Source organism: Kerstersia gyiorum, assembly GCF_048595715.1.
In the GTDB taxonomy this organism is placed as follows: Bacteria; Pseudomonadota; Gammaproteobacteria; order Burkholderiales; family Burkholderiaceae_B; genus Kerstersia; species Kerstersia gyiorum.
In genome coordinates this window covers 1,026,138-1,038,586 of record NZ_CP169556.1, presented here as the reverse complement: position 1 = coordinate 1,038,586, position 12,449 = coordinate 1,026,138, and the positions used below count along the sequence as shown (strand labels likewise).

At 63.7% G+C, this 12,449-nt stretch carries 10 protein-coding genes; 3 read left to right on the top strand and 7 right to left on the bottom strand.

Annotation, left to right across the window (positions count from 1 at the left end; translation table 11 throughout):
• Positions 1-203: 203 nt before the first annotated feature.
• A complete protein-coding gene (locus ACEW7X_RS04545) occupies positions 204-1,136 on the bottom strand; it encodes a helix-turn-helix domain-containing protein (protein ID WP_068372012.1) in 933 nt (310 codons plus the stop codon).
• Between the two features lie 258 nt (positions 1,137-1,394).
• Here ACEW7X_RS04545 and ACEW7X_RS04540 point away from each other — a divergent pair, with 258 nt between their 5' ends.
• Genes ACEW7X_RS04540 through ACEW7X_RS04530 form a run of 3 tightly spaced genes read left to right on the top strand, consistent with a single transcriptional unit; the run spans position 1,395 to position 6,242 of the window.
• On the top strand, positions 1,395-2,666 hold the full coding sequence (locus ACEW7X_RS04540; protein WP_420177671.1) for an MFS transporter: 1,272 nt from the start codon (positions 1,395-1,397) through the stop codon (positions 2,664-2,666).
• A complete protein-coding gene (locus tag ACEW7X_RS04535; protein WP_420177670.1) occupies positions 2,656-4,425 on the top strand; it encodes an ABC transporter ATP-binding protein in 1,770 nt (589 codons plus the stop codon). The genes ACEW7X_RS04540 and ACEW7X_RS04535 overlap by 11 nt, the downstream gene beginning before the upstream one ends.
• Complete coding sequence (locus ACEW7X_RS04530; protein ID WP_420177669.1) at positions 4,422-6,242, top strand: ABC transporter ATP-binding protein; 1,821 nt, start codon at positions 4,422-4,424, stop codon at positions 6,240-6,242. The genes ACEW7X_RS04535 and ACEW7X_RS04530 overlap by 4 nt, the downstream gene beginning before the upstream one ends.
• Here the strand turns inward: ACEW7X_RS04530 and ACEW7X_RS04525 are convergent.
• Genes ACEW7X_RS04525 through ACEW7X_RS04500 form a run of 6 tightly spaced genes read right to left on the bottom strand, consistent with a single transcriptional unit; the run spans position 6,232 to position 12,309 of the window.
• Positions 6,232-7,455, bottom strand: a complete 1,224-nt coding sequence (locus tag ACEW7X_RS04525; protein WP_420177668.1) for an MFS transporter — start codon at positions 7,453-7,455, stop codon at positions 6,232-6,234. The two genes, ACEW7X_RS04530 and ACEW7X_RS04525, sit on opposite strands and share 11 nt — an antisense overlap.
• Before the next feature lie 9 nt (positions 7,456-7,464).
• Positions 7,465-7,662 (bottom strand): hypothetical protein, encoded by a 198-nt coding sequence (locus tag ACEW7X_RS04520; protein WP_420177667.1) that lies wholly within the window; start codon positions 7,660-7,662, stop codon positions 7,465-7,467.
• Positions 7,650-7,934, bottom strand: coding sequence for a hypothetical protein (locus ACEW7X_RS04515; protein WP_420177666.1), 285 nt, complete (start codon positions 7,932-7,934; stop codon positions 7,650-7,652). Before ACEW7X_RS04515 ends, ACEW7X_RS04520 begins: the two co-directional genes overlap by 13 nt.
• Positions 7,935-7,944: 10 nt before the next feature.
• Positions 7,945-9,222: an MFS transporter gene (locus tag ACEW7X_RS04510; protein ID WP_420177665.1), complete on the bottom strand. Its 1,278-nt coding sequence runs from the start codon at positions 9,220-9,222 to the stop codon at positions 7,945-7,947.
• On the bottom strand, positions 9,219-10,274 hold the full coding sequence (locus ACEW7X_RS04505) for a class I SAM-dependent methyltransferase (protein ID WP_420177664.1): 1,056 nt from the start codon (positions 10,272-10,274) through the stop codon (positions 9,219-9,221). The genes ACEW7X_RS04510 and ACEW7X_RS04505 overlap by 4 nt, the downstream gene beginning before the upstream one ends.
• A gap of 10 nt (positions 10,275-10,284) precedes the next feature.
• Positions 10,285-12,309, bottom strand: coding sequence for a TonB-dependent receptor (locus ACEW7X_RS04500; RefSeq protein WP_420177663.1), 2,025 nt, complete (start codon positions 12,307-12,309; stop codon positions 10,285-10,287).
• Between the last annotated feature and the right edge of the window lie 140 nt (positions 12,310-12,449).

The following is a 12,449-nucleotide window of genomic DNA, read 5'->3' as shown; positions in this document are numbered from 1 at the left end:
TGACTATTCGAGAATATTTGTTGCGCCACAAAATACCGGCGAGCACCTGTGAGGCAATGGCATTCATGTCTCGCCAGGCGTTGCAATATCGAATTGAAAAATTGAAAACACCGGCCATGGCCGGTGTTGAGTGTGCTGGCCCGCAAGCGCCAGAAAATGCCAAGAATTGTCCGCAATTGCCAGCAATTTCCCGCCATTGCCCGCTATTGCCGCCTGGCCTGCATGCCCAGGGCGCATTGCTTGGGTGAAACGCCGGTATGGTTCCTGAATATCCGGCTGAAATGACTGAGGTTTGAAAATCCGCAACTGACTGCCGTTTCCGTCACGCTGACACCGCGCTGCAAGAGCGCCACGGCGGCATCCAGCCGTATGCGCGTCAGGCAGCTGTGTACCGAGCAGCCATACAGGGCCTGAAAGCCCGATTGCAGGCGTTTTTCGTTGAGCCCGACCGCACGCGCCAGCGTTTGCACGCTCCATTCCTGGTCGTAGCTTCGTTCCAGCAAGGCCCTCGCATCCAGCAGCCGCGGCCGGTCTGCCGGCACAGGCAGGCTGGCCCGTTGCTGGGCCAGGTTTTCCCTCAGGAAGCAGGCAACCGCTTCAAAGGCCTTGGCACGCAGATAGAGATCACGCGAAATGCAGCTGCCCGGATAGATGCTTTCAAAACCCAGCAGCTCGCCCGCCAGACGCTGCAAACTGCTGGAGGCAGGCATGACGCCAAGAAAAGCGTCCAGATGCGACTGGTCGCCCGAGGTCGTGCAGATGCGCTGTTTCAGGTCGTCCATCTGCAATCCGGTCAGGCTGGTCATGGCCGTCTGGGGAATGTGGATGCTGACCATGCGGAACGCGCCTTCGGATTCGCTGTCGAGCACATCCCAGCCCTTCGCATACTGGCCGGTTGCCATCATGATCGCAGATCCGGCCCGGGCATCGAGCACGCCGCCGTCGTCGAACGCCGCCTGCATGCGCCCCTGCAACAGGATATTCACACTGAATGCAGAAGGCCCTTCTGCCTCGAACGACCATTTATTGCCCGGCCGCCCGTTGATGCAGCTGATGCACAGGCCTTCGCAGGGCTGATACATGTGAACGGCATGCCGCCAATCCTCATGCACACGGTTCAGGCTTTCTTCCGACATTTTTCCGGGATCAAGGGCCTGTTGGGCGGATGGACCTGCGCTCCCCGACATAATTTCTTCCTGAAAAAATCAAATTTTTTCCGTAAACCGTTAGCGCAACTTCCCTGCAAACGTAATGATGTTGGATATCACTCTTATCTATTCTATCCACAAATCCTGTAGATAGAAATTGTCCATTGTGATTGACCCGCATTGCAATGCAGCGCTTTCCGCAATGCGGCAGAACATCCGCCTCCCGCAGGCTACGGACCACTCCGCATGTCGAAATCCTATGTTGTTCCGTCGCGCCTGAGCGCACGACAAGTTCTGCCAGCCATCGCAGGCATTTATATCAGCCAGACCATCATCACCGCACTGACGACGCAGGCTCTGCCGTCGCTGCTGCGTGATGCCGGGGCATCGCTGCAAGTTGCGGGCCTGACCGCCCTGCTCTGGATTCCCTGGGGCTTGCGATTCATCTGGGCGCCCGCCGTGGAACGCTGGCGGCTGCCCGCCCATCGGCTGGAACGACGCTCACGTACACTGATCCTGACGGGTCAGTGGCTGATATCCGCCATTCTGTTCCTGCTGGGGCTGGCGGCCTTGGCTGGCTTTTTCTCGCTATCCGCTCATGCCGGATGGATTCTCTGCGGCTTGCTGCTCGCCGCGCTGGTAGCCGCCACCACCGATGTCGCCAGTGACGGATTCACCGTGGAACAATTGGCAGCCCAGCAACGTGGCTGGGGCAACGTGGCCCAGGTCGGCGGCAGCTATATCGGCGCCATGCTGGGCGCTGGCGGATTTCTGCTGGTCGCCGGCAAGGCCGGCTGGCCCTGGGCCCTGATGGCCGCAGGCCTGGCAACACTGTTGCTCAGCATCCCCATGCTGCTGTTGCGTGAACCGCCGCGCGAACGCGAACTGGCGCAGGTGCACCGCCCCGGGCTGCTGCATGCGCTGCGCCGCCCGGAAATCCGTACCGGCCTGCTCCTGATGCTACTGGCCAGCGTGGGAGTGCGCCTGACGCTGGGCATGTTCGGCCCCTTCCTGCTGGATCGCGGACTGAGCCTGGAACAACTGGGCTGGCTTTTCGGTTCGCTGCATATCTTCGCCGGGCTCTCTGGCGCCTGCCTGGGCGGGCTGCTGGTACGGCTGGTCCCCGGATGGCGGGCCGTATGGATTGCCGTCGCGTTGAAAGCCTGCGTGCTGGCTGCCCTGGCGCTGGCTGCACCGTCCGCCTCGCTGACAGTCCTGATGGTATTGGTCGGGCTGGTATTCGCCGTCCTGGGCTTTGTCTGGGTCGCCTTGTATTCCGCCTTGATGGGGCTGGCATCACCGCTACAGGCAGGCGTGGATTTCACCCTATTCCAAAGTGCCGATGCGCTGCTGGCTGTTGCCGGCGGAATGGCGGGCGGGTGGCTGGCGCAGCACTTGGGCTACCCGGTCTTTTTCGGGCTGGCCGCAACGTCTGCAGTCATTGCGGTGATCGTGATCAGAAGCCAGGCTCCGTCCCTGGATGGCCTGGATCCGGAATTGCACTCCCATGGCTGCTGATTCCCGTCCCGCCTCCCCCAGCGCATGGAGCATCATGCGGCCGGTCGGCAGCCAGATCCGAGCCGCGATGATTCTGGCAGGGCTGGCTGCTTCGGCAGCGCTGGGCGCGCTGTGCGCACTAGCCTGGGCCGTGCATGGACTGCTCACGCAGCCCGGCCAGTGGCCCTGGCAGCCATTGCTGCTGGCTAGCTGCCTGACGGTGCTGGCCTATCTGCTGCGGCTGAGCGGCTTCAATCAATCACATCTGGCCGCGTTTCGCCTCGAAACCCATTTGCGCACTGCGCTTTCGGCGCATCTGGCCCGCGTGCCGCTGGGCTATCTGCAGCAAACGGGCTCCGGGGCGTTGGCCAAGGTATTGATGGATGACGTCAAGGCATTGCATGTTTTCGTGGCTGACAGCACACCGCTCTATGCCAGGGCATATGTCTCGCCCGTCCTGACCTTCATCCTGCTCTGTTGGCTGGATTGGCGCCTCGCACTGGCAGCCGCAGCCGTGCTGCTGCTGGGAATGGCGGTCGTATCTCTGGCCATGCGCGGCAGTATGGAAATGATGTCGCGCTATCACCATGCCAGCGAGAACGTGAGCAAGGCAGTGGTGGAATATGTGCAGGCCATGCCAGTGGTACGCACTTTCGACACCGGCGCCACCACCTTTCAGCGCTACCAGCAGGCGCTGGACCGGTTCCGGGACGTCGTGCAGCAGTGGTACCGCATGGCCGGGGTTTCATCGCGCCTGTCCGTCGCCATCCTGAACCCGCTCCCTACCCTCGCTGTCCTGGTCTGGCTGGGCGCCTGGCTGCTCAGCCAGGATGTACAGGCCACTTCCACCTGGCTGGCAGCCTTGCTGGTCGGCACCGGCATGGCCGAATCCCTGTTGCCGCTGATGTCGCTCAAGCACTTGGTTGCCAAGACGCAGATGAGCATCCACCGTATTCACGAAGTCATGGCCGAACCCGCACTGCCGGCACCTGATGCCAAACGGGCCAGGATGCCGGCAGATGCCAGCGTGCGCTTCGAACGCGTGAATTTCCGCTATGCGCCGGATGGCCCGTTGGTCCTGCAGAATGTGAGCTTCCACGTGCCGCAAGGCAGCATCACGGCGCTGGTCGGGCCATCCGGTGCTGGCAAAACCACGGTGGCGAGGTTGATTCCACGTTTCTGGGACGTGAGTTCAGGCTGTATCCGTGTGGGCGGCGTGGACGTCCGGGACATACCGCCAGACACCTTGATGCAACAGCTGGCCTTCGTTTTCCAGGATACCTTCCTGTTCGCCGACACGATTGCCAACAATATCCGGCTGGGCATGCCTGGCGCCACGCTCCAGGCCGTGATGCAGGCAGCCCAGGCCGCACAGGCTCATGATTTCATCATGGCGCTGCCGCAGGGCTATGACACCCCCGCAGGGGAGCGTGGCGTCTTTCTGTCCGGCGGACAGCGCCAACGCATCACCATTGCCCGGGCCATTCTGCAAAACCGGCCAATCCTCATCCTGGACGAAGCCACTGCCTTTGCCGACCCTGAAAACGAAGCCGCCCTGGTGACTGCGCTCTCCCACCTGATGCGGGGAAAAACCGTGTTGATGATCGCGCACAGGCTATCGACCATCCGCGATGCAGACCAGATATTGGTTTTCGACCAAGGCCGCCTGGCCGAAAGCGGGCGGCACGAAACCCTGTTGCAGCAGGCAGGGGTATACGCCAGGCTATGGCGCGGCTACGAAGCCGCCCAGAACTGGTCGCTGACAGGAACACTGGCATGAAAAAACCGGCCTCCGGCCCACGCATTACCTCGCTGCGCGAGACCTGGCAACTATTGCTGCGCAATGCCCGCAGCCGTGCCCCCCGGCTGCGGGCCAGCCTGATCGGGTTGGGCGTGGCCGCCGCCATGCAAGGCCTGGCACTGGCCTGTCTGATGCCGGCTTTCCAGGCACTGATCCCTGTGCCGGACTGGCAGGCCGCCTTGCCCTGGCTGCTGGCCATGACAATCCTGCTGTTGGCCAGCAGCGCCATCCGCTGGCATGCGCAAGGCTTCGACTACGACGGCGACATGGTATGCAATACGCACGAACTGCGCACGGAGCTGGGCGCACAGTTGCGCCGCATTCCGCTTGAATTGCTGCAGGACAAGCGTACTGGCGGCGTCAACGCAGCCTTGCTGGGCAACGTGGACGAAACCCTGAGCTACGTCCTGACCATCGCCAATATGATGGCCAGCGCCTTGATCACGCCCGCCGTGGTTGCCCTCGCCGCCCTCTGGTTCGACTGGCGCATGGGCCTGGTCCTGCTGCTGGTGTTTCCTTTGCTGGTCCCGCTCTACCGCTGGCGTCGCCCTGCTTTCGGCCGTGGCATGCGCCTGCTCGCGGACGCCAACGAACGCACCAGCAGCGACATACTGGAATATCTCCAGGGCCTGCCCATACTGCGGGCAGCCTGTTGCGCCGGCGCGCGCGCCGAGACTCTGCAGGACAGCTTCCGTCATCTGGAAACGGTGCAAACCATCGGCCATAAAAAAGGGGCGAAGCCCAACCTGATCCTGACCACCGTCATGGAGCTGGCCGTGCTGCTCGTGGTGTTCGTCGGCACGCTGCTGGCCGCCCAGGGCACGCTGAACATTGCCATCCTGGCAGCCCTGATGGTCGTGGCCGTTCGTTTCGGGGAACCCTTGGCCACCTTTGTGCTGTACGCCAAGATACTGGACCTGATCGAGGCCGCACTGGGGAAAATCAACGCACTGCTGTCTCTGGCGCCACTGCCGCAGCAACAACCGGTGCAAATGCCGCAGACCTTCGATGTGGCATTCGAAGCCGTGGAATTTTCTTATGCCGCAGCAAGTACGCCGTGCCTGCGCCACCTGGACGCCAGGATTGCAGCCCGCAGCCTGACTGCGCTGGTCGGCCCTTCCGGCAGCGGCAAGACAACCGTGACACGCCTGCTGATGCGGCATGCCGATCCACAGGCCGGGCGCATCCTGATCGGCGGGGTGGATATTCGCGCCATCGCCCCGGAACAGCTGAACTCACTGATTTCCGTGGTATTCCAGGACGTTTACCTGTTCGACGACACCATCCTGGCCAATATCCGCATGGCCCGTCCCGAGGCAACGACCGCCGAGGTGGAAGCTGCGGCGCGGGCCGCGCATTGCCACGATTTCATCTGCCGCCTGCCCTCAGGCTATGACACCTGCGTGGGCGACATCGGTGGCAGGCTGTCCGGCGGAGAACGCCAGCGCATCAGCATCGCCCGCGCCATGCTGAAGAACGCTCCCATCGTCATTCTGGACGAGCCGACCGCCGCGCTGGATACGGAAAGCGAAGTAGCCGTCCAATCCGCCATTGATGCCCTGGTACGCGAACGCACGGTAATCGTGATCGCCCACCGTCTTTCCACTATCGCCGGCGCCGACCAGATCCTTGTGATCGACGCTGGCGAGATCGTAGAGCAAGGCCGCCATGCCGAATTGCTGGCCCGGCCTGGCCGCTATGCCAGGATGTGGCAGGCCCAGCAAAGCGCGAAAAACTGGCATGCCGGGCGCCACGCACAAGACCGTGATTCACGCGCGGACGCACTCATATCCTGACATTCCGGCCGGCCGGCAGGGAAACAATCAATTCGATGACCAGAATGCCGGCCAGCAGCAGGATGGGCAGGTTCCAGTCGCCGGTGCGGTAGTAAATCGCCCCCACCAGCAACGGCCCCGCCACGGCGATCAGGTAGCCCACGGTCTGCGCCATCGCGGAAAGCCGAGTGGCAACCTCTATGCTCGAAGCCTTGGCCACGAACAGGAAGGCCCCCAGCGAAGGCCCCGCCCCCTGGCCGAAGCCCAACAACAGCGCCCACAGCCAGGCTGAACCCAGCGGGGCATACATCAGGCCCAGGGTGCCCGCCAGGCAGGTCAACACCGTCGCGGCAATCCACGGGCGCTGATCAGCCCGGCGCGATGCCAGCAGCGGCGTGATAAAGCTGCCTGCCATCAGGCTCAGCTGCGATGCCGAGAAAATACCTGCGGCCCCGGCCTGCGCCATGCCGCGATCGGTGAGAATCGTCGGCATCCAGGGCAGGAATACGTACAAATTGAGGGCTTGCAGGCCGAAGAACAGGGTAATGGACCAGGCCATGCGGCTGCGGTAGACCTGCACCCTGGGCGTCTCGCCGTGGCCCGCCGGGCCAGCGGGCGCGGCCGCGCCGTGCTTGAGCTGCGGCAGCCAGACCAGCATCGCCAGCATGGCGGGAATCGCCCATAGGCCCAGCGAATGATAGGCGGCGGCCGTATCGCCCCCCATCCACTGAAACAGCGGAAACGAACCGCTGGCGCCCAGGACGGCCCCAACACCCAGCATCAATGCATAGATCCCCATCACCAGGCCCATGCGCTGAGGCCCGAAGCGCTTGCGCGCCAGCGCAGGCATGATGACGTTCATCACGGCAATACCGGCGCTGCCCAGGACCGTGCCCGCGATCAGCGCGCTTGCGCCAAACCAGCGCAGGCCGCACCCGGCAACCAGCAGCGCCAGCGCCAGGAACAATGAGCGCTCTTCGCCCAGCCATTGCCGCAGGCGCACGCCTGGAATCGAAAACAGGCCCAGCAAGGCCAGCGGCAAGGTGGTGACGAGCAAGGTGGAAGCCACCCCCAGCTCCAGGTTTTTCAGCAAGGGGCCTACCGTTGCGAAGATCAGCCGCAAATTGAGCGACACCAGGATGAATCCGGCCCACAACAGGCCAGCAGCCAGCAATGATTCGCCGGGTTTCCCGACGGCTGTGGCCGCACGGGTTGCTGCAGAGGCGTTTTGCATGTTTTTTCCTTATCGGGCGCCAGCCGCCGGCATGCCGACGCACTGTTGCCATGCCTGCACCCGCTGCCGCACTGCCGCGCCATCGTGGCCGGGAATCGCCTGTTCCAGCAGGGGCAACAACCATGCCAGCGCCACATCCAGGCTGTCGAAGGCTTGCGCCGGAACGCCGAACAGACGTTCCGTCTTGACCCGATTCATCTGTGCCACGACGTCCGCCGGTGCGAGACCGTCGCCATCCCGATGACTTGCGCCCGCAGCCGTGCGCCATTGGCCGCCAGCCAGTCTTTGCGTTCCCTGGCCCCGCCTGGCGGATGAACATGCGCGGCGCTGTCGAGCAGCACGCGCAATGTCGCAAAGCGTTGCTGGCGATCCAGCCACGCGTTCCAGGCGGCCGAATAGCCACGCAAGTCGTCCAGGCTCGGTGCGCCCTGCGAAACCGACAGGGCCAGCGGCCAGCATGAAATTTCATGTTCCATCATGGAGTTACCTTCAATGCAATGATTTGATTGCTGATGCTGAACGACGCTGCACCACACCGGTAGAGTCCTCGCCATAGACGAAGATCCGGCGGCGCAGCGACACCGCCAGCCAGGTCACCAGGCACAGGCCCGCCATCAAGCCGAGCAGCATGCCGGGATAGCCGCAGGCATCCAGCAGGACGCCGGCCAGCATGGGTACGGTGGTGCGGCCGATCACGAACAGGCTGGACTGCAGGCCGTAATCGAGTGCCGCCAGGCCGGTGCGGGCGTGATACATCATCAGGCCGAATACCAGGCCGGCCGATGCGCCCATCATCAGTGCCACAGCCATGGCCGCGCCGACCAGCATGCCGGGCCCCGCCTGGAACCACACCGCGCCACCCAGCAAGCCCAGGGCCAGCACATTGCCCGCAGCAAACCAGACCAGCGCCTGGCGCGCCCCGCTGCGCCGCGATACCCAGCTGCCAGCCATGCTGGCAATGGCCGCCACCAGGCCGCCAGCGACACCGATGGTCAGGGCGATATGCTCGGGCGCGAAGCCCATGTCCAGCATCAGGGGCTTGAGATAGACCCACACGGCGCCAATCAGCGGGTAATAAAGCACCAGCAATACGGCCCAGGCACGGTGCTGCGGCAGCGCAAACCAGGACAGCCATTCCCGCAGGCAGGCCGGGGCTGGCGGCGGGCCCGCCGTCACGCCCTCGCCTGCCCTGGGCCGCAGCCAGGGCAGCAGCAGCAACGCTGCCAGCATGCCCGCCGCCAACACGAAGAAAGGCCAGCCCCAGCCAGCGCGCGCCTGCAGCATCAGCATCAGGCCGCCGCCCACGATGGCGCCCAGCGATGTCGCCGCCGACCGTATCGCGCCTGCACGCATGCGCTCGGATTCCGGCAGGATGCGTATCGCCAGCGCGTTGACGGGTACATCCGCCCAGGTGCCGCACAGGCTGACCAGCATGGCCAGCGCGAACAGCGCCCGGTAGGAGGTATGCGGCAAGTCGTTCAGGCCAAGCAGCAACAGGGCGGCAGCGTAGGCCAGGCCCAGCAGGACGGCCCAGTTGCGGTAGCTGGCGGTGCCCTGCCCCAGCCGCCAGCGATCGACCGGCGTGGCCAGCACGAACTTGAGCATCGCCGGCAAGCCAGCCATCTGTATCATGCCGATTTCCGTGCCGCTCCAGCCATGCTGGCGCATCACCAGCGGCAAACCGACGAACAGGTAGATCATCGGTGCGGTCAGCATCAGGTTGAGCCAACCCAGCAGCAATTGCTGCGGCCACCAGGAACGACTCATGCCTTGCGCCCCAGATGCAGCCACACCGGCGCCATGGGGAAATCCGTCCGGCCCAGCGTATGGATGTCTGTGCATCCAGCCTGCGCCAGCCAGTGCGGGATGTCACCCGCCTGTGGCAACCGGTTGCCGCGCAGCATCACCGTGCCGTAGAACGGCAACACCTGCGCCGCCGCCTGTGCGTCGTCCGGCAGTTCCGCGTGCGCCAGCACCAGCCAGCCGCCCGGCGCCAGTGCACCGAACATTTTGCACACCGCCTGCTGCGGATCGCGCAGGAAATGCAGTACGGCAGAGCACCAGATCAGACCATAAGCGCTGCCGATCGCATCGGTATCCAGGTCGCAACCCAAGGCAGTCATCCGGTCGCCCAGCCCGGCCTGGGCGATATTTTCGCGGGCAACTTCGGCCGTGCCGGGCTGGTCGCAAACAGTGCCTTGCCAGCCAGGCAGGTGCTGCGCCAGCGCGATGCCGACATGGCCCGGCCCGCCACCGAAATCCAGCAGATGCCCGCTGGGCGGCAAGGCGGGCAAGGCGTGCAACAGGCGCTGCACGGCGGGCACGGTAACGGCCAGCTGTTCCTGCCCGATCTGTTCGCGCGCCGCCTGCGCCCAGCTGGCGCCGGCCTGGTCAGGCTGGGCAGGCGCTGCTTGCTCCTGAAGGCCGTCACGCAGCAAAGACGCCCATTGACTGGCAAAACGCGCCAGGAAACGGCTGCGGTAGCGCCAGGCCTGCGCACAATTTTCTGACGATGCATCGCTGAAGAAACGCCGCGCCATTGCCGACGTCACATAGGCCGGTACAGACGCAGCGCCAGGTGTTGCTGCTGCGGCAGGCCGCAAGCGTTCCAGCAATTCCATGCTCCACAGCAGGTCCAGCCACACTGCCGCCGCGGCAGGGTCCAGGCCTAGCTGCCCGGCCAGGGCATCGGCTGTGAGCGGCTGCCGCAGGCGCATGAACAGATCGTGTGCGATGGCCTGTTCCAGCGCCTGGGCCTGCATGGGCGCTGCGGCGATGTTCCAGAACGGTTGCAAGGGGTGTGGGGTATGAAAACTCATGACCAACCCCTCACATGCGCCAGGTCAGGCGCGCGCCGATTTCGCGCGGCGGGCTGTAGATGGTGACGTAACCCCCCTGGTAGCCCGCAGCATCGTAGGTTTTGTCGGCCAGGTTGTTGACGTAGGCGGCAATTTCCCAGTCGCCACGCTGGTAGCCCGCCACCAGGTTGACCAGGCCATAGCCATTGCGCCGGTACTGGTTGGCAGCATCCAGGTAGATCTTGCTGCTGCCCACCAGGCTGGCCTGGGCGTACCAGCCCTGCGGCGCGTCGTAGCGAACGCCGACATGCCCGGTCATCCGGGGTGCGAAGTTGTTGTCATTGCCCGCGTAATTCGCCGCGCCATCCTCGAAGCTGTCGAACGTGGTGCGGTTCCAGGCCAGGCCTCCGGTCAGGCGCCAGTTGCTGCCCAGCAGGTAGTCCATGTCCAGTTCCAGGCCCTTGGAGGTCGCCCTGGCAGCGCTGGCGGTGTAGATCACGCCGGGCGCCGGCTGCATCTGCACCTGCATGTTGTCGACCTTCATGATGTACGCAGCCATCGAGTAGCGCAGGCGTTTTTCCAGCGCCCAGCCCTTGATACCGGTTTCATAGGACCAGTTTTCCTCAGGGTCGTAGGACGGGTAATCCAGCGCAGAAACAAAGATGTTGTAGCCGCCGGCGCGGATGCCGCGGCTGACACTGGCATACCACTGGTGCTCAGGATTGATCTGGTACTGCAAGGCCAGCTTGGGAGAAAAGTGGGTCCAATCCTCTTTTTTCCGCACGCCACTATCGGGGCGCACCTCTGCCGAATTCCGTTCGATCCGCCCGCCTGCCGACACGCTCCAGGCATCGTCCAGCGCTACGTTCCAGTTCGTGAACAGCGCCAGGGATTGCGTTTTCAGCTTGGCGCGGTAGTTGAGAAACATCGGGCCACGCTTGGTGAAATTGCGCAAGTTGTTGTCGCTCTGGTCGCCATACACGCCGACCAGCCAATCGGCACGGCCCAGATTGCCTTCCAGGCGGAATTCCTGCGACCAGGTTCCCAGCTTGTTGTCGCGGCCGATATATAGCGTTTCTACCGGCATGAAGTCGGTATCCTGCTGGATCTTGTCACGGAAATGGTTGTAGGCCGTGATGGAACGCAGGCGCAGCCCGGACGCCAACACATGCGAGGCATTGAGCGAAACCGTCTGCCCCAACGACCGGTTCCAGCTGGGCGTGCCGGATTCGACCTCCGCCCGGGGCGTACCAACATTGCCCCACAGGGCCGCGCCGTCGTCATAATCCTGCCTGACATAGCGCAGCACCACGTCCGTGGCGGCCGAGGGCGTCCAGCGCAGGCCGAGATTCAAATCCTTGTGGTCGCGCTTGTCTTCCTTGCCGCCGCTGTAGGTATTGCGAATGAAGCCGCCCTGCTTCAGCCAAGAACCCGACAGGCTGGCATACAGCGTGTCTTCGACCAGCGGCTGGCTGAGCGAAAAGCGCATGGCGCGCCTGTCATGGTTACCCAGGTCAGCCGTCACGCTGACGCGCGGCGTATTGTCCATAGGCTGCGTGTAAAAGGAAATCACGCCGGATTCGGCATTGCGGCCATACAGCGTGGATTTGGGGCCGCGCAACACTTCGATGCGGTCCAGGTCCAGGAAGCTATTTTCATAGCCCTGCGCAGTCAGCGTCGGCACGCCATCGACCAGCATCAGCACCGAGGTGGAGAACGAGTGAATGCTGGCGGTCAGGCCGCGCATGACCGGCGCCTTCATGCCGGGTTGCCCGAAAGGCTGGAACGACAGGCCCGCCACCCTGCCTTCGAGCTGCTCCATGCTGGTAATGCCGGATTGCTCCAGTTCGACGCCATCTATGACGGCGACACTGGCCGGCACTTGTTCTATCGGCCGCTCGATTTTGTCCGAGCTGACGGTAATGGCAGGCAACGCCGCTACGCCGGCCTCCGTATTTTCCGCAGCGGTGCCTGCCGCCACCGCCATGGCGGGCAGGGTGAGTACAGGCAGGGCAAGCCGGATGGCGCGCGCTAGTGCACGGGATTCTGATTTCATGTCATAACCTGGAAAGAGAGCCGGGCAGGAAGCGCCCAATGACCGTCCAGGCCACTATAATTCGCACTCGAGAATGGATTTCATTCAATATTTTGGCGAACTGGATTCTTTCTTAGTGATTCAGGAGCCAGGCCCAGGCC

Excerpts from the sequence above, each read along its gene's own strand:
- ACEW7X_RS04545 (WP_068372012.1), bottom strand. The coding sequence starts at position 1,136 with ATGTCGGAAGAAAGCCTGAACCGTGTGCATGAGGATTGGCGGCATGCC.
- ACEW7X_RS04540 (WP_420177671.1), top strand. The coding sequence starts at position 1,395 with ATGTCGAAATCCTATGTTGTTCCGTCGCGCCTGAGCGCACGACAAGTT.
- ACEW7X_RS04535 (WP_420177670.1), top strand. The coding sequence starts at position 2,656 with ATGGCTGCTGATTCCCGTCCCGCCTCCCCCAGCGCATGGAGCATCATG.
- ACEW7X_RS04530 (WP_420177669.1), top strand. The coding sequence starts at position 4,422 with ATGAAAAAACCGGCCTCCGGCCCACGCATTACCTCGCTGCGCGAGACC.
- ACEW7X_RS04525 (WP_420177668.1), bottom strand. The coding sequence starts at position 7,455 with ATGCAAAACGCCTCTGCAGCAACCCGTGCGGCCACAGCCGTCGGGAAA.
- ACEW7X_RS04515 (WP_420177666.1), bottom strand. The coding sequence starts at position 7,934 with ATGATGGAACATGAAATTTCATGCTGGCCGCTGGCCCTGTCGGTTTCG.
- ACEW7X_RS04510 (WP_420177665.1), bottom strand. The coding sequence starts at position 9,222 with ATGAGTCGTTCCTGGTGGCCGCAGCAATTGCTGCTGGGTTGGCTCAAC.
- ACEW7X_RS04505 (WP_420177664.1), bottom strand. The coding sequence starts at position 10,274 with ATGAGTTTTCATACCCCACACCCCTTGCAACCGTTCTGGAACATCGCC.
- ACEW7X_RS04500 (WP_420177663.1), bottom strand. The coding sequence starts at position 12,309 with ATGAAATCAGAATCCCGTGCACTAGCGCGCGCCATCCGGCTTGCCCTG.